Here is a 23,880-nt window from a genome sequence, read left to right on the forward strand (position 1 = left end):
TCTATTATGTTAAGTTTTCATTTAACAACATTCAATGTCTTTCTATTGTTTTTGTTTTTCCCTGATTTGCTACCTTCTTCATCTTTGTGGCAATCACATCAGGATTTCCTAAAAACTGCTTTTTTATAACCGAAAGTGTATCATCCAGCTCATATACCAATGGGATGCCCGTAGCCAGATTAAGCTCCACGATTTCCTCCTGGGAAAGATGCTCCAGATACATTACCAGTGCCCTCAGGGAATTTCCATGAGCCGTAATCAGTACTCTTTTTCCTGCTATAAGCTGTGGTCTGATCTGCGTTTCGAAGTAGGGAATAACCCGTGCAATGGTATCTTTCAGACTTTCTGCTAACGGTAATTCGTTTTCTGCTACATTATGATATGCTTTCTGATGCGCCGGATTTCTTTGATCCTGGGGTTCTAAAGACGGTGGCTGTACATCAAAAGAACGCCGCCAGATTTTCACCTGTTCTTCTCCATATTTTTCAGCCGTCTGAGACTTATTTAATCCCTGTAATGCCCCATAATGGCGCTCATTAAGCTGCCATGCCTTTATTACAGGGAGCCATTCTGCATCCATTTCCTCCAAGGCGAAATTCTGCGTATGGATTGCACGTTTCAGATAGGAGGTATAGCAGAGGTCAAATTCATATCCCTGCTCCTTAAACAACCGGCCAGCTTCTCTTGCTTCCTCTTTGCCGGCTTCTGATAAGTCAACATCCGTCCAACCAGTAAACAGATTTTCTAAATTCCAAATGCTTTCTCCATGACGTAGTAATACTAATTGATGACTCATATTCAATCCCTCCTATAAGGATGCTTCGTAAATCTCAATAATTGAATTCAATAATGCCGCATCAAATTCCTGCTGTGTCTGCTTTACAGAAAGGTCAGACAGAAGTGCTCTGGAAAAGCTGGCTATCAGTTTTGGATTCTGCTTCAACAATTCATCTGCCTCTTTACGGCTGTAACCACCGGATAGTGCCACAATCCGCACAATTCTTGGATCATTCATTAGATCATTGTACGTTCCAGCCACAGAAGGAATAGACACCTTAAGCATAATGTTCATTGAATCATCCAGTTTTTTCAGATGGCTTTTAATTTCTGCAACCAGCATTTCCTCTGCTTCTTGTTTATTGCTGCTATGAATATCTACCTCTGGTTCCACGATTGGTACAAATCCGGCATCACAGATTTTCTGTCCTAATTCAAACTGCTGTTCTACAATCGCATGAATACCGGTCCTGTTCGCTTCATGAATAACGGAACGCATCTTTGTTCCAAAAATGTTTTTGGCGGCCGCTCTGCTTAAAAGCTCATTCAGCTTAGGAATGGGCTTCATCAACTGAACCCCGTCCTTTTGTTCATCCAGTCCATTGTCAATTTTCAGAAATGGGACAATCCCTTTTTTCTCCCATAGATAATCCGCAGTATAAAGGTTGTCAATTTTACGCTCCATTGTTTTTTCAAACAGGATCGCCCCTAAAATATGGTTGGACGAAAATGCCTTGCTTACGATAATCCGGCTTCTCATCTGCTGAATCAGATCATACATTTCATCCTCTGTATGGTATTTAGACGTCTCAATTCCATAGTCTCTCAAAGCTTTCGGCGTGCTTCCTCCACTCTGATCCAACGCTGCAATGAATCCTGCACCATACTTCATTCGTTCTAATTGTTCTATTTTCATGTTATACATAACCTCCTTTATCTTCTAAATCTATTTAACTTCGTTTAAACTGTTAGCCATTGCTAACCAATTATATATATCAAGTATGCATCTTTTTTATTTGTATGTCAAGAATACAGTTGATATAAATTGTATTACTGACAGTTCTCCCATTTATCATATACACAATTCAGTTCTTTTTCCATAGTTTCTTTTTTCAAGAATAGTTCCTGTAAATATGAGAAATTGGTACTATTATCATTTATCTCTTGTTCCAGCTCTTTTAATGCAGCTTCTATGGCTTCAATTTCACTCTCAAGAATATCTGACTTTTTCGTATTCAACTTTCTTGATCTGTTTTCCATTCCGCTGTATTGATTCACTACCGTCCCAATGGACGGCTTTTTTTCATTAGAGAGAGCTCTGGTTTTATCATTTGACAGGTCCTCACATCTTCCCGCCTTTTGCAATTCTTCCTGATAATAAGTATAGTCTCCCGGATAAGTGATAAGACGGTTATTTTCAAATGACATGATTTTACCTGCGACTTTATTGATAAAATACCGGTCATGGGATACAAATAACAGGGTACCTTCAAATGCGGATAAAGTTTCCTCCAGCACTTCTCTGGAATCAATATCCAAGTGATTGGTAGGCTCATCCAGAATCATAAAATTCACTTTTTCAAAGGTTAAAGAACATAATCTTAATCGGCTCTTCTCCCCACCGGATAAAAATCTTATTTTCTTATGAACATCGTCCTTAAAGAATAAAACTCTTGCCAGCTGGTTTCTTGCAGCTTCATAAGTAATATTGTGAAAACCTGAAAAGTACTCAAGTATGGTCTGGTCCTCATCTTCAAAAACAACCTGTTGGGGCAGATAACCGATTTTCACCTGCGCGCCGATTTTTACCGTTCCGTAATCTGGTTTTAATTCTCCTAATATCAGCTTAAGTAAGGTGGATTTGCCGCATCCGTTTTTCCCAATAATGCAGGCACTGTCCTGATAATAAACTTTCATATCAATATCTTTTAGTAATACGGTATCACTAAAACTCTTGCTTAAGTGTTGGGTTTCCAATACCATTTTTCCGGAACGGTTTCCACTATCCTGATTAAGGCGCACCTTCCTGCTTCCAAGGACCGGCTTTTCCAATACTTCAATCTTTTCCAGACGTTTTTCCAATTCTTTTGCCCGCTTAAACATCGCTTCACTGTCTCTCATATTTCCCCAGATACGGTAGCGCTCAATCTGTTTTTCCATCTGTTCGATCTTTTTCTGCTGATTGATATAATTCCTGTAGTCAATTAAGAACCGCCTCTCTTTTTCCAGTACATAATAGCTATAATTTCCCAGATAAATATTGGCCCGGCTAAACTCTAACTCCACGATTTTCATAGCAACATGATCTAGAAAATATCTGTCATGGGAAATAATCAGGACAGAACCTTTATAATCCTCCAAAAAACTTTCCAGCCATTCTGTGGTTTCTAAGTCCAGATGGTTGGTCGGTTCATCAAGAAGCAGAATATCTGGCTCCTCAAGAAGTATCTTTGCCAGAATCACTCTGGTTTTTTCTCCGCCGCTTAAACTGTGAAATGGCAGCTGCTTTAAATTATCATTAATTTTAAGTCCTTCTGTTATCTTGTTTATCTTCGTTTCCAGCTCATATCCTCCGGCTATCTCATACTCCTGCGTGAGCCGTCCGTAACTTAACAGTGCTTTTTCAAGTTTCTCACCTGAAAAAGTCTGAAGCATCTCTTCAAGCTCTGACAGCCGTCTCTTTAAATCAGTAACTTTTTCAAATGCCATGCGAATTACATCAATGGCTTTGGTATCTTCACTGTAAACAGGGATCTGATTTAAATACCCTACCTTAACCCCTTTACGAAGATTTACCTCACCAGCCTGATGATCTTCAAAGGTTTCCTCTACATACGAAGTTTCTCCAGCCTTCACCTGCTCCGTATTCTCATTCGTTCCCTGTAAATTTAAATTACTTTCCTTAAACTTACCCATAACAATCTTCATAATTGTGGTTTTCCCACACCCATTCTTACCAATTAACCCAATCCTCTCCCCGGTTTTCACCTCAAAGCTTATTGTTTCAAATATCTTGTTTGCTCCATAAAATTTCGTTAAATTATTAATACTTAATTCTATCATGACTCTTCCTGACCTTTCTTTTAATTAAAACCTGATTCTGACTTCTCTTAAAAATAAACGCAAAAAAACCCAAAGCCAATAAGCTTTGGGTCGCAATTCTTATAATTATCACCGTAATAACAAATGAAATTAATCTGAATACTCCAAAAATCTTATATGGTTAACTTTAAATCTATTAAATTTGGACGCACTTCTAGCCTTAACCTGAAATAATGCGATCATAATAGATTCCAATTTTGCCCATTTAAGTATGGAGTTCATATTTGTTATTACCTTTCCTCGTTTAAAAATACTATATTTCTTTTATAATAAGCCAGAAAATATATCCCGTCAAGTGTTTTGAGGATTTTAGCAGATATGGGATTACTATAGTAAAGCCGTAGGTCAGTGTGATGCAAGGTGCCTGGTGTATGGTTCCAGCAGGAACAAGAGCTGCGTAGTAACTTCCTGTACACTGCAAGGCATGGAATTATTGATCCACCATTCCAATACTCCAATAAACCCGGAGGCCAAAAAATGAGTGGTGATACCATTTGAAAATTTGTTGTTTTCTGACTTTTTCCCTATAACCTCGGTTACTGTTTGTGCAATAATTACATATAAGCGACTACGGAAAAAACCAAACCCCTCGTTGTTAAGTAGCAACTTGTAGATCGTAAAATTTTTCTCCAAATATTCAAAAACACTTTGAATTGCACCGGCCTCCAAAGTGGTATTGGAACTATTGGCACAGTGATTTAGCAACAGCTCAATATATTTTTCAATACACTTGTCAAGTAGGTCGTATTTATCCATATAATGCAGATAAACAGTTCCACGGTTTATATCTGCGCGTTCTGCAATGTCATTGATGGTAATTTTCTCAAATTCTTTTTCGGATAGCAGGTCGATAAAGGTATCCATAATCAACTGCCTTGTTTTTTTAATTCTTCTATCCACAGCGTTCTCCTTCAGTCATTCAACAAATCAGTATATTATGTTGAGTTTTCAACAATTGGAATAAACATAACCATTGAAACTCCAGTCACAAATCAGTACACTAACAGTACCAAACACGTGTTGAAAAGTCAACATATGATTATTCAGGAGGTTGTTTTATGAAAATACTAATTTGGGGCCGCGGCGTTATCGGAACACAGTATGCCTGGGCATTGGAAAACGCAGGCCATACCGTTGAGTTCTATGTTCGGGAAGGCAGGAAGGCACAATACGGTTCCTATGTAAATTTGGAACTATGGGATACAAGAAAAAGCAAAAAAGACCGCATCGTTAAAGAAAAATGGGATATTGTCATGCACGAAGAGTTAAAGGAACATCACGACTATGACCTGATTTTTGTAAGCGTCAATCCCGAACAGATATCAGGTGTGGTTAAGTACCTGGCACCGCGAGTTGGAAATGCAACAGTCCTTTTTTTCAGCAACTTTTGGCAAGACCCCCAATTGGCTGTTTCGCCGATTCCGCGCAATCAGATTGTTTACGGCTTCCCGGGTGCAGGCGGCGGTTTTGAAGGGAACACGTTGTACGGCGGGTTTTACAAAACAGTTCAGTTTGGAACTTTTGAATCCCAGCCCACCAAAAGGGATTTAGAGGTTCGTAAGCTTTTTTCTCAGGCAGGCTTCAAGATCATGGTTCAAAAGGATCTAAAAAGCTGGCTCTGGAATCACTTCGCGTTCAACGCTGCAATGGAAGCTGAAGTATTAAAAAGCGGCAGTTTTAAAAAAGTAATTTCTTCAAGAGAAGCGCTGGATGGAGTAGGCCGTAACTTGAAAGAAATAACCCCTGTTTTAAAAGCAAGGGGATCAAAACTTGACCCTTTGACGCTCGTGTTAAGCAGTCTGCCGCCAAAAGCTGTAGGTTTTATTATGACTCATGTTGTTTTTTCTCCAAAAAGCATGGCCTATGCGCTTATGGTGCATAACCACTTTAAAGTTGGCCATGCTGTACAGGAAATTATTACAGCTGCGAGAAAGTACGGAATAAAGGTACCACGGCTTTACGAAGTAGAAAACTTAATTACGGAACAATAAACAAGGATCTCCTGTCGTAGGATAATAACTATGTAGTTCTTTCTTAAGGTCTGAAAGGAACTGCTTCACATCCTCTTCACGAACCTCAGGTTCACAAAAACCAACGGTAAAAGTAAGTTTACTTTGATACGTGCTGGCACCCAGCATAAAACTTGGTGCTTTAAAAACAGGGGTTACCATATAGGCAGCCTCTGCGGGGATCTCACCAAAATAAAGTGGTTCAGATGAAATAATTCCAAAATTAGATAAATTGATGGTCGACTTTCCAGAATGAACCGACTCATCCCAAGCATTTTTAATTGATGCAGTGGCTGCTTTGAAATCCATACCAGACAGCATCTCGATTAGGGCTGCACTGTGCAGTCCCGGCTTATCTTCCTTTAATTCCTTCATCCCATCTGCAACACGAGACAGAGTAGCCTCACTATTTTCCTTTTTCCTGAATATTCTGTGATTTAGGACTCCTGACAGATTGCAGATTGCTGCTCTACCCCCTTCCAGATAGCTCCGTAAATCCATCGTAACACATATCTCCATCGGTTGATCAAAAGCTGGATCAATGATTGTAAATAATGCTCTATAATATGCGGATAGTATTAAATCATTGATTGTCACCTTTTTTTCCTTCGCATATAAGAAAAGTTGATTCGTTTCACTACTGGTAAGATGAAGAATCAAATAGTTAAAGTTTTTGACATCGCTTTTTCGGTATGGAAATGCCCAGGTTGGTTTTAGCTCAGCCAAATGGGGATTTATCAGTGTAGCTGGATTTATAACGCCGAGGTTTTGAAAGATTTGTCTTGTACTACGATTTAAATTATGATTGATCTTCGGATAATAATTTGCATCTTTAGTAAGTTGTGTATATGTTTCCTTAAGTAAATGCAGGTAATCCTTTGCACCTCCTCCATCACTGCAAGAATGATTTATTTTTATACAAAGCAAATCATTTTTTGCAGAACGTAATAAATATACTTCCAGTTGGTATTTCTCCACTTCAAAAGGCTTACATAAAATAATATGCAACATATCATCTGGTTCTTCCGTTTCAATCAACTTACACCAGGCAATCCGATCCAGGTCTTTGTAACGTCTCCATATAGGTTTGTTATCATTAATAACAAATTCGCAGCCTAAGATAGGTTCTGCGTCGATCGTTAATCGAACGGCTCTTTTCAAGCACTCAAAATCTAATCTTTCTGCAAAGCTCAGCACCATCTGTATCTGTCCATTTTTATTCCACAAATGTCCGATATAATTAGCCTTATCTTGCCCATTCACAGGCATTTCTAATTGTATTTGATGACTCAATCTGATCCCTCCTTTATTTCTTATATTTAGCTAAAAAGCGTTCCACATGATTTGTGATTTTTTGATTTATGATATCTTTTATGTCCTGAGAAATGGTGTTTATTACAAGATAACGATGAAACCAATACACAATTGGTGCGTAATACTCCATTACCAACTCGTCCAGATCCATTTCTTTCAGAAAATCGATTTTAATCATCCACTCAAACAACTGCCTTTGCCCTTCCAGCGCCTTGTCAAATAAAATCTCATGGTAAATCTTCGCCACCTCTTCATTTACGCTTTGCTCTATAACAAGCATACAAATAAATTTATTAATCTTATTCTCCATAAGATAATCATTTACATAGCTTTTACAAAAAGATAGAAACTCTTTCTCTGTTACTGTGGCTGACTCAGATATTCGCTTATAATATGACAAAGCCATTTCATTTGTTACGTTAATAAAATACTGACATAACGTTTGAAAAATTTCCTGTTTATTTTTAAAATGATTATATACAGAACTTTCCTTAATTCCTACCTCCTTAGATATATCCCGAATAGAAACCCCACTATATCCTTTCTTCGAAAATAAACTAAGTGCAACTTCTAAAATAATCTCTTTTGTATTGATCTTTCTACCCATTCCTCTACCTCATTAATAAAAATCAAAGCTAACAGTTGTTAGTTTTTAGTATAACTAACAACTGTTAGCTTGTCAACACGATACTTAGACAACTTAATACAGTTTTTTTCACAATCAATGGTTATTAATTAATTTTTCGGTACTGCTTCTGTCGCTTTATCAATAAAAGCTGCAATTTTACCGGGACTTTCCTTCATACCACTATTGACCCACTTTTCTATTATGGCTATACTGCCATATGCGGTAAATGTATACCAATCATCGAATAACTTTTGATCTATCTGTTTTGCTTCATTCTTCCATTTTTCAATATTAAAATCATGGCTGATATAAAGAATACGTTCTAATAAATCTTTATTCCCATTCTCTGAGAATAATACTTTGCATATATTGCTATTTGCTTTTATATACTTGCAAATTTCATATGATAGTTTTCCAGAAGCTTCAAGGCTCATAGTACGCCCCACTACCTGTCTGATGTCTTCATATAACTCATCTTCAATACTTGATAAAAGTTCAAACTGATTCGCATAATGTGAATAAAACGTATTGCGGTTTATATCTGCTTTCCTGCATATATCTGTCACTGTAACTTTGCCGATAGGACGTTCTCTCATAAGTTCCAGTAAACTGTTTTTTATGACCATCTTTGTATATCTTACTCGTTGGTCTGCTTTTTCGTATGCCATAATATTCTCCTTAAATAAATCAGTAAACGAACAATAATTATATGATTTGTAAGATATCGAACGCATTGTTATTGTACTGACTGTTGATTAAGTAACACGGTATCAGTATAATATATTTGAACGTTCAACTCAATTATAATTTTAGCTGGAGGTAAAACAATGGAAAATATTACAATAGTTCCTGTATGGATGATACAAGATATTTTAGTTTTAATTATTGCCACTTTAATGATTTTTTATATAATAGATAATGAAGAGCGTCCAAAGGTTGTATTAATGCAATTCGTATGCTTTGTCTTTTTTTACGCGTCAGCCTTTGAAAATGTTGCTGTATTTATGGGATCCATAGGAAAAGAAGGTTTTTACTCCTATGGGCGCAGTATCCTAATGATATTCAATGTACCATTAACTGTTCCAATTATCGAGTTTCTTATCGTTTACTCAACGTTACGTGTTTTGAAAACGATAAATATACCGTCATGGACTAAACCATTTATCGCTGGACTTAGTGCTATGATTTTTGACTTTTCACTGGATCCAGTCGCAGTAAAACAGATTTTTCAAACTTCAGAAGGAATCATTGGCAGGTGGAGTTATTACCCGCTCCCTGGTGAACCTGTCATCTATGGGGAACCTGTCATGAATTTTACGGGATGGATCTATATAGCCGGATACTGGACTGCATTTATTTTAATCGGTGAATGGTGGCATAAAAAGAGTGGTTATAGTAAGCTGATTGGTTATATATATCCGGTTTTGGCTTCCATTCTTGCTCTGGTTTGTTTGGTTTCACCTATATCCAACTTCTTTAATTTTATGGGACCATTTTTCACCAGAACTTCTAATATGCAATGGGTAATGTTAGTCTCACTTTCTTTAATTTCAGTAGGAATATTAGTTTTAGCCTTAGTCAAGTACTGGGATGGCAGGTTTATTAGCTCCTTGGATTACAGAAAGGATTTTCCTATCATGTTTACTTTCCTGGGTTTTCCTTTCGCTAATACCTTATTTTGTATTATGGGTGGATACATGGAGATATTATGGCTTGTTGTCCTGGCAGAATTGTTATTATTGCTAAGCTGGATTGGAATTTATATTTTGAATAAAAAGCAATTCCCCAAGGAATGAAGGGCTCCCAACAGGTCAGATTAATATTTTGATAAGCAAGACTTAAGATCTTAATTTGGAAAGGAAAAGGCTGCTGTGACTCTCCAGTAGCCTTTTCCTGTGTTGGCGAACATCATTTACGCTTAAAAATTGTTATTGACACAGCAAAATCTATCATATATAATCACAGATAAATACAGTCTGTATTATCTTTAAGGAGGAACTACTATGAAATATACGAAAGCAACAAATTATGCTTTGCATATAATGGCCTATTTCGTTAAGCAAGAAGGCAAAGACAATTTAAGTCTTCAGCCTTTAGCCAGTCACATGGATATATCACCTACTTACCTGTCCAAGATACTTACTCAATTGGTCAAGGCTGACCTTATTCAGTCTGCACCTGGAGTAAATGGAGGTTATAGTCTTAGGAAACCTAAGACTGACATAAGCTTTTATGACGTCATTCAAGCTATTGAGGGCAGTGGAGCACTTTTCACTTGCGAGGTGGACGAGAATGGCGCTTGTAAAATAGAAAAAGTTATGAGAGACGCCGAAGAGAAAATGGTCGATTACCTTAAAGAAAAACATATTTATGACATTGTGTAAAAAATGAATTAAAAAATAGGCAGTTGCAACTGCTCATTTTTTGCCCTAATTATAGATAATTACAGTCTGCATTATATTTTTTAGGAGGACATTATGAATCACATACATCAATCAAACAAATTAGATGAGAAATTTATAAACAAAATTGCTTTTTTAGATAGCAGGCAAAGGGAGTATCTCATACCACCAGAAACACTTATTAGACAAATGCCAATCCAAAAAGAATATACTTTACTGGATGTCGGTGCCGGCACAGGATTTTTTACAATTCCTATGGCAGAAAACACATCTAATAAAGTGTACGCATTGGATCCTGACAGACGTATGCTCAGCGTTATAGAAGAAAAGGCGAAAGAAAAAGGACTTACTAATATTGAAATGATTCAAGATTATATTGAAAACTTAAGCATTCAAAAAAACAGTATTGATTTTGCTATGGCATCCTTAATACTCCATGAAGTAAGTTCACTGACAAAAGCACTCTCTAATATATTTGACGTACTAAAAACAGGAGGGCACTTGCTATGTCTGGAGTATGAAAGGGACGACTTGATAATAGAAGGTCCACCGATGTCCATTCGCATCAGCTCAGAGGAACTCAGAGAGGCTTTGTCATTAACTGGCTTTGAAATTGTGAAGAATACTAGAATTAATGATGCCATATATACTGTTTTAGCAGTTAAAAAGGAAAAGTAAATTTACCCGTGAACCAGCTCTTATTTCAGAGGCAAGTACCGGAATGCGTCTATTTTTACTAATGCTTTCCCTTATAAGTGCTCAAATAGTAGGATCAAGCTACTTTCATCTCCTGCAGTATACCAGTGATATAGGACTTTTTTCATATCTAAAGCAAATTTTCCTGTAAATACACCGAAAAGCACTGACAATTTGCTATTATAGATCAAATACACATTTGATAAACTATGGATACAAAAGGAGGTATCTAAGATGAAGAAAGAATTAATAAAAAAGATTTGTTTTGCAGTGGGTTTATCTATGGTATTTGGAACTTTTCCATTTGATACAATTAATACTGTCAGTGCAAAGGAAACATCGACTCAAAAGAAAGTTCTTATGGTGATTGCACCAAAGGACTTTGAAGACTGCGAAGTTGTTGATCCTTAGCTTTCGGATTAAAGCTGTGTGAAGAGTTAAAAATTCTTGGTAAATAAGTGAATTTTCTATATTTCTCTCCTGAGCAGTGATATAATTAAATGTATCATTGCTCAGGAGGAGTCGTATGAATACGTACTTTACAGAGGGTAAAATATTTTATCCGGAGTTTTAGTTTCCAATCTATCATACAAGTGCCAATTGCTTCTTGGATGGTGCAAATAAACGAGATCATTATAAAATGATTCTTGTTATTTCTGGCACTGGAATACTTACTCTTAATAATCGGAAGCAAATCATTGTAGCTCCATCTGCCCTCTGCCTAAATGAGACAGATACATTTTCTTTGGAATCAGAAGTATCGCTTCAGTGTACCGCTATCTTCTTTCACCCGCAAATCATTAATCAACATTTCGATTTTCCTGTACTTAAAGCATCTTATGATCAGCTATCTGTAAATGAAATACAAGATCTATACTGGTTAAACCCGTTTCTAAGAACAACAAATGAATTTACGGGTTTGCTACATCTTGGTCCCAGCAATGCGTACAGAATCCATAACATTATTGACAATATAAAGAATGCCTTAGAGATTCAACTGGATAATGACTGGCCATGCAGGAGCAGAACCTATTTAATCGAAATGCTTTTTTTGCTGTCAAGATTACTAATTATTGATGAGACCCTTGAAAGCGTGGAGCTTGATAAAGACCCCGGAGAAATCAAAGAGATCATTCTGTATCTGTACACAAATTATATGAATAAAATAACCATACAAGAGCTTACCGATAAATTTCATATCAACAGAACCTCGTTAACAGAGAGATTTCGTGAAATTACGGGGTATCCAGTAATGGATTATCTTATTCGATTAAGACTGTATTTGGCCTCTAAAATGCTCAAAGAGACTCTCTTACCTGTCTCCGAGATTATTGAGAGGGTAGGTTTCTCTGATATCACACACTTTGGGAGAATGTTTAAAAAGCACTTTGGTTATTCTCCCACCGAATACAGATCCAGCCATTGTACCATGCTGTAAGAGTTTCTTTTCAAGGAAAGTTAAGCAAGTTACTTCTTTGAATGCTCTTCCTAAATCTCTTGCTGCCGCAAGGCTTGAAAGGCCTTTAAGTCTATAACAGTGCTTCTACCTGCTCTCTTCGCTCAAATAGGACACATCCACCTTCATGTTCTTCCATCAGCATATCTTCCCTCTGTAAATTTTGAAATAGTTTAGAATTCAATGCTTCTCTGACTGATGAATCTCTGACATTAATATCCGAATATGGTGAAAACGGACATGGCTCTGCTCCACCATGGGAATTAATGTGAAAGAATCCTCTACCTGCAGCAAGGCATCCGCCAGATGTCTTCTCATCTCCAGGGAATGAAATAAATACCATCTTGTCATTTGATTGTCTGATCTCACTCAATCTGTCTTTCAAATATTCTCGTTCTTCATCTCCTGGTGCCAGCCCTGGTGCCACTTTGGTAACAGGAACAAATTCCACATAAAATACGACTTTACAGCCTTTCTCTTCAAGTTGGTAAAGAAACTCTTTTGATGTCACTTCTTTTAAATTCGCAGTTGTCACAGTAACCGATGCACCAAACAGCACTTTATTTTTCTTCATTAAATCCATTGCATAAGTTATCTTCCGATATACGCCTTCCCCTCGTCGTTCATCTGTCTTCTCCTCACGTCCTTCAATACTTAGAACTGGAACAAGGTTGCGATATTTTTTCAGTAACACTATGTAAGAATCATTGATCATTGTTCCATTTGTAAAAATAGGGAATAGTATTTCTGGTATTTCCCCCGCTGCTGTAATTACATCCTTTCGTATCATTGGTTCTCCACCTGCCAATAGAATAAATCCAATTCCAAGATCACGGGATTCTACAAATATCTTTTTCCATTCCTCATCCGTCAGCTGGCAAACCGGGGCCGAATCAGCACAAGCCTGATTCGTACGAGCATAACATCCTGTACAATGCAGGTTACATTTACTTGTAATACTTGCAATTAAAAATGGAGGAATATGCTCCCCATTTTCCTCGGCCTGTGCCCTTTTCTTTGAGGCTTCCTTGCTGCTAAATGCATATTTTGCCATAAAGATACTCTCCTGAGGATTGGATAAGGTAGCCTTTATCGCGCCCTTCACGATATTTTCAACGCCTCCTGTCAGATACTTTTCCAAATTAAAATCCGGTGCCATTTACTTTTCCTCCTGTTCTATCATTGCATCGACCTGTTATAATATTCATCGCTTCCACTCAACATATTATCATGTAAAATCACACAGACACATTCTCATAGCTGAAAACATGCCCTGGTTAGGCCTGAGCTGTAAAGGCTATATCTTTAACAAAAGAGTAAGGACTATTCCGCTTTCCATCGGTAACTTCATCAGAGTAATAGCAATGGCTTTGAGTTTTATAAGCTGATTTCCTTGCGCTCAAATACCGGAGTGTATTCAATTGGCGCATCAACTGCTACCGTCAAGCAGCCGGTATACTTTTCTCCGGTAGAGGTCAAGATCCACTCACCGGCAGGGAGATATACGTCTCTCTTGAATTCATTTAGATGAAGAATCGGCGCTACAAGATATTTGTCACCAAACATATACTGATCCTGAAGTTTCCAACATTTCTCATCTTCTGGAAATTCATAGAACATAGTACGAATCAAGGGTGAGCCATTCCTATGAGCTTCTTCATAAAGTTTTTTGATATATTCATGCATACTGATACGGATATCGTAGTATTTCTTCATAATCTTATAATTGTCTTCTCCATAACTCCAAAGCTCATTTGGCTGGCCTGTATGAAGGTAGCCGCCACCCCAGTTTCTGTCATCCAGCGGTGGAATGTTGTAGGGCCCCCTATCCCCGTGCATACGCAGTACAGGTGAATATACAGCGAACTGATACCAACGTATCAGGAGATTTCTGAAATCAGGATCATTTACATTCTCTGTCATAAAACCGCCGATATCTGTGGTCCACCAGGGAATGCCCGCAAGCCCCATGTTCAGCCCACACTGTAACTGGTCTGCAAAGGCCTCAAAAGTACTTGGCACGTCACCGGACCAAACCACATTGCCGTACTTCTGGGAGCCGGCCCATGCACAACGAAGCAGATTTACAACAGGCTTATTTTCCTTACTCATTTCGTCATAGAATAAGCGGCTGTACATCTGCGGATACATATTGCTGATACTAAGTGCCGGTCCATCACAATATCTGTAATTCTCAAAATCATATACACCATAATCCGGTTCAGAGTTATCCAGCCAGAAAGCATCAATGCCAAAATCGTAGTAATTTTTCTTGCACACTTCCCATACATACTTACGTGTCTCGGAATTAAAAGGGTCTATTTCCACACAGTCTCCCTGATAATCATAGGTTTGGCAGGCGCCACGCTCTGTCTTAATCAAAAGGCCTCTTTCCATCATCGGGCCAAAATTTTCACTCTTGCGGTCCACAGAAGGCCATACAGATACGATAACCTTGATTCCCATAGCATGAAGTTCGTCTACCATAGCCTTAGGATTCGGCCAGTACTTCGTATCGAATTTCCAATCTCCCTGTACGGTCCAATGAAAAAAATCAATGACAATCTGGTCAATCTTTATGCCTTCCTTCTGATACTGCCTGGCAACTGTCAGAACCTCATCCTGGGTTCTGTAGCGCAGCTTGCATTGCCAAAGCCCCATCAGATCTTCCGGAAACAGATCAGCATGACCGGTAACTGCAGTATAGTTTGCCAGAATCTGCTTCGGTGTATCTGCTACAGTGATCCAGTAATCCATCTCCTTTGTAGATCTGGCAATCCACTCAGTATAGTTCTTACCAAAGGTTACACGGCCAACAGCCGGATTATTCCAAAGGAAACCATAGCCGAAGGAAGATACAGCAAAAGGAACCGAGATCTGGGAATTACGCTGTGCCAGTTCTAAGACACAGCCCTTTAAGTCCATATCATTTTGCTGATACTGGCCCATTCCAAAGATTTTCTCACCTTTATTACTTTCAAATTTTACATTCAAGGAATAATCGGTTCCACCAATGATTCCCTTCCACTGGCGGTTAATCACTTTCAAACAACGGCTCTCTTTGGAAATGGTTCCATCATACATACGGAAATACTCACGAAGGAACAACTTGTCGTCTTTATAAAATGATATGATACCTACAAAATTCACAACTACTTTAATATGACCATTAGTAATTGAAGCAAATTCCCTCTGATCAATCGTTCCATCTCCTACCCAATGATTTTCCTTTTCAATTTTTATACTGCTATGTATAGTCTCAATATTTTCTGTCAATGCCCAGTCATTTCCATTAAATTTGCCAAACATGGTGGTACGTATTCTGACAGAATCCTTACCCCAGGCTTCAATTCGCCCCGTTTCGCCATTATGGTGAAATACCAATGCTCCATTGTCATCTAAAAATTTCACAGTACATCCTCCTATCGATCAATTGATTTTTGGGAATACAATGATATAATACTCTATAGATGATTACATTTCTTCTGAAATACTATATATTTCTGATACTATTCTATGATTTAAGTTGTTATTCAGATTATTATTCATGAGGTCTTGTTTATTTGTAATTTCCTTTCAAACTACTTATTAAAGCAGTACCACAGGCAAGCATGCGATATGCACGGGGTATAAATATGAAGTATTCAATTGAGGCATCTCAAGGTAATAAAGAACAGCGCCAGCACAGTTCATCACTGGTTCCCTACAGTATTTATGATTGCAATATACCGAATTCTTTTCCCAATGTACCAATGCACTGGCACGACGAATTTGAAATTGATTATGTATTGCAGGGAACGGGAGATTTTATCTGTGGAGATAAACACTTCCCTTTAAACTTCGGGGATGTGGTTATGATTTCTCCCAATATGCTGCATGCCGCCTATCCTTCTTCCAACATGAATCTGCATTATATTGCCTTTGTATTTCATGCCAGTATGCTTGGGCTGGAAAGCAATGATCGCAGCAGTACCTATTGTATACGACCCCTAATTACTGGACAACTGCGTGTAAATATGAAATATGACTTAAGTCACCCGGATTATTCGGTTATTCGTTCCCTGACAGAGACACTCATAAGTTGTGCAAACAAAAGCAATCCTTATGATGATCTTTTACTAAAAAGTAATCTATTGCAGCTTTACTGGTATTTTGAAAAAATAGAAAATCTATCTTTCTCCCGGGACAATGATATCAGTTATTCCTCCTTAATTCGTCCTGCTCTGGAGTATATGACCTATTACTATATGGATTCCATTACGATTAATCAGCTTGCAGCTCAATGCACCATAAGTTCAAGTCACTTCATGAACTCCTTTAAAAAAGCCGTTGGCTGCAGTGCAATTGAATTTCTGACCCATCTAAGGATTAAAGCTGCATGCACAGCACTGACGGAAACAGAAGATGACATATCAACAATCTCCTACAACTGCGGCTTTAACAACCTGTCTAACTTTAATAAGCAATTTAAACAACTTACAGGATGTTCGCCTCGGGAATACCGAAAACGATGAAATTCCTTACCCCACCTGTCACAGTAGAATAAGGAATTCATTCAAAGCTTACTCGTAAATTCACCTTATAAACACACAAGCTCTGGTATCTTACTCCATAAAGAACAGTGTACGTGCAGGCTATCAGTTTAAACTTCATAAAGTGCTATCCTTTACAATAGATTCAACTTGTTGAACAACAAGTTGAATCTATTGTACTTCCCCAAAGCTGAAAGTCATTTATTAATTGTAAGGATTTCATCTCTTATTACACCATACCATCCGTGGATGAGCCCAAAAAACGGGACTAAAAATCGCATTCTTTAGCCATCGTCAGGCATACATACGAACCCAAGATAATAAAAGAGTTATAAACTCTCTTGAATATCTATGCTCTAAATTATCAAAGTAATTATAAGAATAAGTACCTGGTAATAATTCACATAAGGATTTTATAGCTTCAGCAGGACAGATATTATCGTTTCCACCTGCAGTTAGTAATACAGGACAATTTAATCTTTTAACATGAGAAATGGTATCTACAAATCCCAGAGCTTGCCAGCCACCATCGATATTATCAATGGAACAAAGTGGTTCGTAGTTATAAGTAATAGCTCCCAGTCTCTTTGCCATAGGCAAATTAGTAAGGAACGGTACATCAGCCGCTACACATCTTACTCCCCTGTCTTTAAAAATCGAACCTAACAGCAAAGAGCATCCTCCGCCTTGACTTGTACCAAAAAATGAAATCCTGTCTTCTAATACTTCAGTTTGCGCCATTGCCCACTTTATTGCCAAAATACAATTCACGAGCCATTGTCTATATCCTTTTTCGGCATAGCTTGTTACCGTGTCAGCCAGTACAGGCCAAGTATTATCCCGTTGTTTGCTCTCATCTGGCCCATTTGGCGTAGCATATCCCAGTGGTGAAATGTGAAGAACATTATATCCTTTTGATACAAGTTCTGGATGAGCACTGATTTCTGCACCATAACCAGGAGTATGGATCAGTAACGGTGCTGGTCCGGACATTACTGGCTGCCAGTACCCAAAAAACTCATCCATACCTTCAGGTTTGAATTTAACATATCTAAACTCATTTTTTACATGTCTAATACCAAAACTAAAGGAAAAGCCATTGTCAGAAAGAACTTCAACATCACATTTTAATGAGTCAGCCATTTTCCATATCGATTCTACCCATTTATCTACCTCTTCAGGTATTGGATAATTTTTAAGTTCTTCAAATTCTAAATCCATTGCTTCTCTCCTTATTTACGTTGCCATAATGTTTAATCTATCAGTTCCGGATTCATAATCTCTTAAAATATGAAGCGCTTTTTCATTAAGAGCACCATATAAAACAGCCGCTTCGACTTGAGGATAGATATACTCTGCATACGGAAGCATAATCCTGATAAATCTATAATCAAGATTACCTTCAAGAATTTTCTGAAATATTATAGAAATGGAATTTCCGTCAAGAAACGGAATTAATCGTTCAAGCAAATTCTCGTTAATTGTGTCAAATGTTGCATTTTCAAGCAGTTCAACAACTGCATCATCATTTATGTATTCCGCAAGTGAAACAATGCTTGAAATATCTATTCCATGTTTTGCAAGACCTTTTGCCATTTTGTCAAGTAGACTGGGCTTTAGCAACGGTGCAATATTTACAATATCAGATATGCATTGCCCGTCTAATTCACTGCATAGATCCTGCCCTCCCACAGCGCCTTCAAAAATGGCGGCTTCCTTTTGGGTTGGATGACCGGAACCGATAAGTTCATCAAGAGTAATTTCGAAAACATCGGCAACTTCAATTAAAATAGATATATCGGGGAAACTGTCTCCGCACTCATATTTTGATATTGCCTGACGAGTCAGGTTAAGTCGTTCAGCAAGTTCCGATTGTGTCATGTCTGCTTTCTTACGAAGACTTGAAATATATGCACCAAATTTTTTTATATCAAACATAAAGATACCTCCTTCTATACAGAATATCGTTTATGCATAGGTTAATCAAGCAAAGGATAGTTGCTATTTATTCCCTTCAATTTATCAGGTAATGTCAATGCTGGCGCTTTGTTCATTTCCATCAACACCTATAATTCTATATCACTATGCCATCGCAGTGGTCCATCTCATGTTGTATAATCTGTGCAATCCATCCGGAAAACTTCTGGCACTGTTTCTTGAAATTCATATCCTGAAACTCCACCTCTATTTCATTATATCTGGTGGTATTGCGTACTCCAATCAAAGAAAGGCAGCCTTCCTCCGTCTCGTACACACCAGACTTCTTTACAATCACAGGATTAATCATAGCAATATTGGCAAAACCTATACTAACTGCTATTATTCTCTTCCTGATACCAATCATGTTAGCCGCCATTCCTACACAGCCTTCTTCATTCGCTTTTAGAGTATCAAGCAAATCCTGAACCACCTGCTTGTCCGCTTCCGTCGCCGGTTCTGACTTCTGACTCAGAAAAACGACATCCTTCATTACTGGTCTAATCATTACAAACCTTCTTTCATTTACTCAAAATAGTTTTATATATTTACTTATCCGTTATCATATGTAAATCTGGCATAACTTTTCTGCACTTCTGACTCAGGCTTTCTGCAGCAAAATTATTACCTCCACACGTGTCGTTTATCGAATATGTATTTTATAATAACACGTATCTTTACCAATTAATACTCAATATTACCGTAAATAAATAGTCAAAAGGAATTTTTATAACAAGTCATTACCTGATAAAACTTACTTTTATCTATTGAAATCCGTACCAGGTTGTCAAATCGTAGTTATTAACAACATAATGGTCCCGGATATCCGCCTCTTTTCGTGTATACATATAATACCTTTGACATCTAAAAATATGTGATTTATAATTACATAATTAAAAATAAAAACAAGATCCTCACTGGATTACTGTAGAAAGGAAAATAATATGGGAAAATTTGAAAGTGCAACAGCAATTGGTTTGAGAAATAAAGAAACAGATAAATTAATCGTAATATATCCTTTTAAGGCAGAAGGAAGCGATGAAGAAATTACGAAAAAAGTCACGGATTGGTATTATATGCAGAATTGCGCCGCAGAGGAAGAACTGAGAAATGCATATGTGGATATATTGACTGAAGCTGAATCTAAATCTATAAAATAAAGAATACCAATAGAGAGAGAGAATTGCTATGAAATATCCCCGGGTAGCGTAATAAATTCTGTGTCTCTGAAAATAAAAGGCTTCTTTCTGGAAATGATTAGATAAATAATTCATTTTCAAAAGGAAGCTTTTTCTATGGCAAATCAGATAATTTAAAGAGTTGCGAAGTACAGAAAGTTTTTGTCTTTTGTATAAATGGGCTTGCTGGTTTTAATGAGGAAATTTTTGCCGTTGTATCCGCAACGATTGAATGAATATTTATAATTTTTCATACGTGTTTTTTAGTAACAATGCATCTTTCTCCACCAACGGTCCCTCCGCAATTATACAGCCTCTAACGTCATAATCTTTTATGGCTTTTAAACACTCTAAATAGTTAAAATCGCTTTGCAATATGGGAAGATGGTTTATCTCGCCTTTTTCATTATAATTTATTCCTCCCATATGAATATGCAAATCCTCTAGTGCAGATCTTCCCAGCTTATCCATCACGTATTGCAATATTTTTGCGAAATCATCATATTTTTTTAAACAGCCGTTCTGTCTTGCGTGTATATGAGAAAAGTCTATACATAACTTACAGGAACTTATTTCTTTACAAAGAGACACTAATTCCTCAAGCGTTCCAAACTGAGTTCCTTTTCCTGTAGTCTCAAGCCTATAATCTATACCTTTATACGGAAGCTTTAATAAGTTTTCTTTTATAGTATTATAGGTATCTTCCTTTGAATCCTTCAAATAAAAGCCTGGATGAAATATTAGACTTCTTCCCTCAACCTGCGATAATGCTTCCATTGCATTTGTTATTCTTTTCATTGACTGTACTTGCTTTTCATATTCATCTGCATTTAGATTTATATAATGTGATTCATGTGCCGACAAATAAAAATTATTTTCTAGCTTAGTTTTTAATATTATGTTCTTATTCTTATCTGTTACATTCACACTTCTCACAAACAGAAGTTCCATAGCACCAAGTCCTATTGATTTTAGATAAACAATACCAGAAGCATAGTTTAACTTCTTTAATCCACTTCCTATTGGTAAGCCTGATATCCCAAACAATAGATTATCCATATTTCCCCTCACACTTTCACCTCGGTGATGAACCGGAATCATAAGTCGTTTATGGAAATTATAATTTACTAATTATACCCACTTATTCCCACCAATGCTTTATTTCTGCAATGCCAACATCCCACACTTTAGCGTTTCCGGTGACTATAATTTTTAAATCTTTTAATTTCGCATTAAAAAATGTTTTCACTTTTTGTGCATTTTTATTTTCGTCTTTATCACTAAATAATATCAGCTCATCCCCATTAACTACAATCGTAACCGAACCTTTATATTCTTTATCATCAGGAATACCAATATTGGCATAGATCCAGGGATTATTCCTGCCTACATGAAACAGGTACTCCCTGCTTGTTCCATCATTGCTGCTATATAAATTTAATGTAGGATTTATGTTTTCACCTTGTACCCTAAAAGACGAAATCTTTTCGGTAGCCGGCGCGGTTGCGCTTATTCCATTTATTGCTACAATAGTTCCTATTCTTTCATTTACATGCACAACATAATTAATTGTTTCAGAAACAGTCATAATCGTAATAAATAGTATAAGCATAGATGCTGCCGAAGCAGCAAGCCTTTTAAAAGTAATCTCTGAGGAAAATCCTACTTTATAAGCAATAAAACCTATAATTGCACCCAAAGTATTCGATATGATATCCATAATGTCAAACGTACCCAGAAAAGTTAAAGACTGCAACAATTCCAGAAAGCAAATCACTGATATAAACAATGTGATAAACTTTCTAAAACGGATACGATACAGCAACGGAATTATAATTCCAAAAGGGATAAAAGCAGCAATGTTCCCAAAATCGAATAACCATGACATCGAAAGTTCCGGGAACCTTAGGGGAATACCTTCTGGTAAAAGTATAAATGTATATTGATTATAATCTAAATTCTTACCTAATCTATTAAACCCAAGGAATATGAAGTACAAAACGAAAGCTGCATAAACTATGGTTCCTATAAGAATAAGTCTTCGTAATTTTGTATTAATAGCGTCTGAATTAACGGATAACACTTCATTGTCATTTGGTGTTTCTTTTTTTTTGCTTTTTACTTTTAGCACCTCCATTCATAAAATATTATAATTAATTTACCTCTTCAACAATAATAAAAATCATCTATTTATATCTGCCAATATATTAACTAATACTTATCGAAAAAACTACAACTGCTCAAAATAAGAGATATAAAAACCTTTATTCTCATTTTTATTCTATTTCCACTAATTCTATGAGTTGATATAACTTTTCAAATGTTCATCAAACAATTCTTTATAATCCATTGTGTTTCTTGCTTTAAACCTAAATATAAAGCGCCGTGTCTTATGGCTTCATTGGTTGCAATATGCGATGGACGGCCATCATAATCCCCAATTACACCAATTTTAATTCTTGATTTTATAATTTCTTTCATAAACCAGACCTTTCTCATAAATTAATTCATATTAAATCACGAATTAGTTCTTGAAAGCATTTCCATAACTTCTTTAATTCTCTCATAAATGCTAAAAATTCTTGTTTTTGTTGAAGTTTCTATACAGTTATTATTTATATATAAACAATAGTCAATTTTATCGTAAATCATATTTATTTTACTAAACCTGACTAAATCATACCGAAAGTTAATATCTTTTTCATTCTTCAGGAATTTTATATGTTCCTCAAGTATTTTAAAATATCTGTAGCAAAGGGGCGTTAAGAAATCTATTTCATCTAATTGAAACGCCGGGTAATCAGCATTGAAAATTTTTCCTTCCCAATAATACTCTAATGCACAAGTTGAGATGTTTTTAAAATATTTTGACAATTCTTGTTTAATAGATTTTAGCGTAGTTGCAGTACCTGTATTATCATCTATCAATAAAATATTTGTACTTTCTGGATATTGAGCACTTAATAAATGCACCTGGTCAATCAAGGATAATTTACAATAATGATTATTATCATATTTTGAAAACCTGACATATTCATACCCTGCCAAACCGGAACATCGATTCATGATATTGGTATATTTTTGCATAGATATAAAAAATGGTGGTATTAGCGCGGCCCCTTGTAAAGGTGAAATGATAATATCGTGGTCCCCAATATAATCACATAATGCAAAATAAGTAATAAACATAATAAGAATATTGTCCATCTCTGAATATTCACGGACACAGGAAATATTAAGTTCCTTCATATCTGATATTATGCTATCAATTAAGCCAAAAGATAGTGATGGGAATTGATTTAATTCTTCATCAAAAATAATTTGAGTTAGATAGTCAGTCAAATCTATTAGATATTCTTTAAGTGCTTTATAATAATTAACATCCAAAGACGTATAAGAGAATATGACACCAACTAATTTCGCTATACATGACAACATATATTCAGTGAGCGAGAATATAATATATCTTTTATTATCATACGATAATTCTAAATTTAAAATTATCGGTACATCAAAAGCTATATTTTTAACTAAATCTGTTGTTTCATCTAAATCCGTTGAATAATAAGTGTAATTTCTGTTACAGTAAAACGGCTTTTTCAGACTAAAATACTTTTTTAAAATTGGAAGATATTGGTTGTACTCTTCTTCAAACTTATCAGCCTCAATATACACCTCCCCGGCAAAACCGAACTTATATTTAGATAATACAGTTTGATTTAGGAATGGTTTAATCATTTTATATAAGTCATTCAAACTGACACCTCTCTATCTCCCAATTCCTTAGTTCATATAATAATGAATAGATA

The 23,880-nt window shown here is 36.5% G+C and carries 24 protein-coding genes; 8 read left to right on the forward strand and 16 right to left on the reverse strand.

Going from position 1 to position 23,880, the window contains the following annotated elements; all coding sequences use genetic code 11:
* Nucleotides 1-31: 31 nt before the first annotated feature.
* The 4 genes from gpmA to ABS301_RS03320 all read right to left on the reverse strand — a co-directional run bounded on the left by gpmA (nt 32) and on the right by ABS301_RS03320 (nt 4,779).
* Nucleotides 32-796, reverse strand: coding sequence for a 2,3-diphosphoglycerate-dependent phosphoglycerate mutase (gpmA, locus tag ABS301_RS03305; protein WP_349670843.1), 765 nt, complete (start codon nt 794-796; stop codon nt 32-34).
* Between the two features lie 12 nt (nt 797-808).
* Nucleotides 809-1,693 carry a fructose bisphosphate aldolase gene (locus ABS301_RS03310; protein ID WP_349670844.1) on the reverse strand — a complete coding sequence of 295 codons (885 nt, stop codon included), beginning with the start codon at nt 1,691-1,693 and terminating at the stop codon, nt 809-811.
* Between the two features lie 134 nt (nt 1,694-1,827).
* Nucleotides 1,828-3,840 carry a ribosomal protection-like ABC-F family protein gene (gene abc-f, locus ABS301_RS03315; protein WP_349670845.1) on the reverse strand — a complete coding sequence of 671 codons (2,013 nt, stop codon included), beginning with the start codon at nt 3,838-3,840 and terminating at the stop codon, nt 1,828-1,830.
* 384 nt (nt 3,841-4,224) lie between these two features.
* Nucleotides 4,225-4,779: a TetR/AcrR family transcriptional regulator gene (locus tag ABS301_RS03320; RefSeq protein WP_349670846.1), complete on the reverse strand. Its 555-nt coding sequence runs from the start codon at nt 4,777-4,779 to the stop codon at nt 4,225-4,227.
* Nucleotides 4,780-4,937: 158 nt separating this feature from the next.
* Here ABS301_RS03320 and ABS301_RS03325 point away from each other — a divergent pair, with 158 nt between their 5' ends.
* A complete protein-coding gene (locus ABS301_RS03325) occupies nt 4,938-5,870 on the forward strand; it encodes a ketopantoate reductase family protein (protein ID WP_349670847.1) in 933 nt (310 codons plus the stop codon).
* On the opposite strand, the gene ABS301_RS03330 is transcribed toward ABS301_RS03325, so the two are convergent.
* The 3 genes from ABS301_RS03330 to ABS301_RS03340 form a co-directional block, all read right to left on the reverse strand.
* Entirely contained in the window at nt 5,853-7,181 is a 1,329-nt protein-coding gene (locus ABS301_RS03330) for a WS/DGAT domain-containing protein (RefSeq protein WP_349670848.1), read from the reverse strand. The genes ABS301_RS03325 and ABS301_RS03330 overlap by 18 nt on opposite strands.
* Nucleotides 7,182-7,194: 13 nt before the next feature.
* Complete coding sequence (locus ABS301_RS03335; RefSeq protein WP_349670849.1) at nt 7,195-7,809, reverse strand: TetR/AcrR family transcriptional regulator; 615 nt, start codon at nt 7,807-7,809, stop codon at nt 7,195-7,197.
* A gap of 128 nt (nt 7,810-7,937) precedes the next feature.
* Entirely contained in the window at nt 7,938-8,498 is a 561-nt protein-coding gene (locus ABS301_RS03340; RefSeq protein ID WP_349670850.1) for a TetR/AcrR family transcriptional regulator, read from the reverse strand.
* Nucleotides 8,499-8,657: 159 nt separating this feature from the next.
* Between ABS301_RS03340 and ABS301_RS03345 the strand changes: the two genes are divergently transcribed.
* The 5 genes from ABS301_RS03345 (at nt 8,658) to ABS301_RS03365 (ending at nt 12,366) form a co-directional block, all read left to right on the forward strand.
* On the forward strand, nt 8,658-9,626 hold the full coding sequence (locus tag ABS301_RS03345) for a carotenoid biosynthesis protein (protein WP_349670851.1): 969 nt from the start codon (nt 8,658-8,660) through the stop codon (nt 9,624-9,626).
* Between the two features lie 207 nt (nt 9,627-9,833).
* A complete protein-coding gene (locus tag ABS301_RS03350; RefSeq protein WP_349670852.1) occupies nt 9,834-10,214 on the forward strand; it encodes an RrF2 family transcriptional regulator in 381 nt (126 codons plus the stop codon).
* Nucleotides 10,215-10,307: 93 nt separating this feature from the next.
* Nucleotides 10,308-10,910 (forward strand): class I SAM-dependent methyltransferase, encoded by a 603-nt coding sequence (locus ABS301_RS03355; protein WP_349670853.1) that lies wholly within the window; start codon nt 10,308-10,310, stop codon nt 10,908-10,910.
* A gap of 252 nt (nt 10,911-11,162) precedes the next feature.
* Nucleotides 11,163-11,339 carry a hypothetical protein gene (locus ABS301_RS03360; RefSeq protein ID WP_349670854.1) on the forward strand — a complete coding sequence of 59 codons (177 nt, stop codon included), beginning with the start codon at nt 11,163-11,165 and terminating at the stop codon, nt 11,337-11,339.
* Nucleotides 11,340-11,568: 229 nt separating this feature from the next.
* Nucleotides 11,569-12,366: a helix-turn-helix transcriptional regulator gene (locus ABS301_RS03365; protein WP_349670855.1), complete on the forward strand. Its 798-nt coding sequence runs from the start codon at nt 11,569-11,571 to the stop codon at nt 12,364-12,366.
* A gap of 91 nt (nt 12,367-12,457) precedes the next feature.
* On the opposite strand, the gene ABS301_RS03370 is transcribed toward ABS301_RS03365, so the two are convergent.
* A complete protein-coding gene (locus ABS301_RS03370) occupies nt 12,458-13,543 on the reverse strand; it encodes a radical SAM/SPASM domain-containing protein (RefSeq protein WP_349670856.1) in 1,086 nt (361 codons plus the stop codon).
* A 218-nt stretch (nt 13,544-13,761) separates the two neighbouring features.
* Entirely contained in the window at nt 13,762-15,795 is a 2,034-nt protein-coding gene (locus tag ABS301_RS03375; protein ID WP_349670857.1) for a glycoside hydrolase family 31 protein, read from the reverse strand.
* A gap of 224 nt (nt 15,796-16,019) precedes the next feature.
* Between ABS301_RS03375 and ABS301_RS03380 the strand changes: the two genes are divergently transcribed.
* Nucleotides 16,020-16,898 (forward strand): AraC family transcriptional regulator, encoded by an 879-nt coding sequence (locus ABS301_RS03380; RefSeq protein ID WP_349670858.1) that lies wholly within the window; start codon nt 16,020-16,022, stop codon nt 16,896-16,898.
* A 312-nt stretch (nt 16,899-17,210) separates the two neighbouring features.
* Here ABS301_RS03380 and ABS301_RS03385 read toward each other — a convergent pair whose 3' ends face one another.
* From ABS301_RS03385 to ABS301_RS03395, 3 genes are all read right to left on the reverse strand, one after another.
* Nucleotides 17,211-18,137 carry an acetylxylan esterase gene (locus ABS301_RS03385; RefSeq protein ID WP_349670859.1) on the reverse strand — a complete coding sequence of 309 codons (927 nt, stop codon included), beginning with the start codon at nt 18,135-18,137 and terminating at the stop codon, nt 17,211-17,213.
* 15 nt (nt 18,138-18,152) lie between these two features.
* On the reverse strand, nt 18,153-18,854 hold the full coding sequence (locus ABS301_RS03390; RefSeq protein WP_349670860.1) for a helix-turn-helix domain-containing protein: 702 nt from the start codon (nt 18,852-18,854) through the stop codon (nt 18,153-18,155).
* 136 nt (nt 18,855-18,990) lie between these two features.
* Nucleotides 18,991-19,401 carry a peptide deformylase gene (locus ABS301_RS03395; protein WP_349670861.1) on the reverse strand — a complete coding sequence of 137 codons (411 nt, stop codon included), beginning with the start codon at nt 19,399-19,401 and terminating at the stop codon, nt 18,991-18,993.
* Nucleotides 19,402-19,837: 436 nt separating this feature from the next.
* On the opposite strand from ABS301_RS03395, the gene ABS301_RS03400 reads away from it, so the two are divergent.
* Nucleotides 19,838-20,053 carry a hypothetical protein gene (locus tag ABS301_RS03400; protein WP_349670862.1) on the forward strand — a complete coding sequence of 72 codons (216 nt, stop codon included), beginning with the start codon at nt 19,838-19,840 and terminating at the stop codon, nt 20,051-20,053.
* Nucleotides 20,054-20,311: 258 nt separating this feature from the next.
* On the opposite strand, the gene ABS301_RS03405 is transcribed toward ABS301_RS03400, so the two are convergent.
* The 4 genes from ABS301_RS03405 to ABS301_RS03420 all read right to left on the reverse strand — a co-directional run bounded on the left by ABS301_RS03405 (nt 20,312) and on the right by ABS301_RS03420 (nt 23,827).
* Entirely contained in the window at nt 20,312-21,130 is an 819-nt protein-coding gene (locus tag ABS301_RS03405; protein WP_349670863.1) for a TIM barrel protein, read from the reverse strand.
* 82 nt (nt 21,131-21,212) lie between these two features.
* Nucleotides 21,213-22,202 carry a VanZ family protein gene (locus ABS301_RS03410; RefSeq protein WP_349670864.1) on the reverse strand — a complete coding sequence of 330 codons (990 nt, stop codon included), beginning with the start codon at nt 22,200-22,202 and terminating at the stop codon, nt 21,213-21,215.
* Between the two features lie 185 nt (nt 22,203-22,387).
* Nucleotides 22,388-22,552 (reverse strand): hypothetical protein, encoded by a 165-nt coding sequence (locus ABS301_RS03415; protein ID WP_349670865.1) that lies wholly within the window; start codon nt 22,550-22,552, stop codon nt 22,388-22,390.
* A 36-nt stretch (nt 22,553-22,588) separates the two neighbouring features.
* Nucleotides 22,589-23,827 carry a hypothetical protein gene (locus ABS301_RS03420; protein ID WP_349670866.1) on the reverse strand — a complete coding sequence of 413 codons (1,239 nt, stop codon included), beginning with the start codon at nt 23,825-23,827 and terminating at the stop codon, nt 22,589-22,591.
* Between the last annotated feature and the right edge of the window lie 53 nt (nt 23,828-23,880).

This window comes from Lacrimispora sp. (assembly GCF_031982545.1).
Classification (GTDB): domain Bacteria; phylum Bacillota; class Clostridia; order Lachnospirales; family Lachnospiraceae; genus Lacrimispora.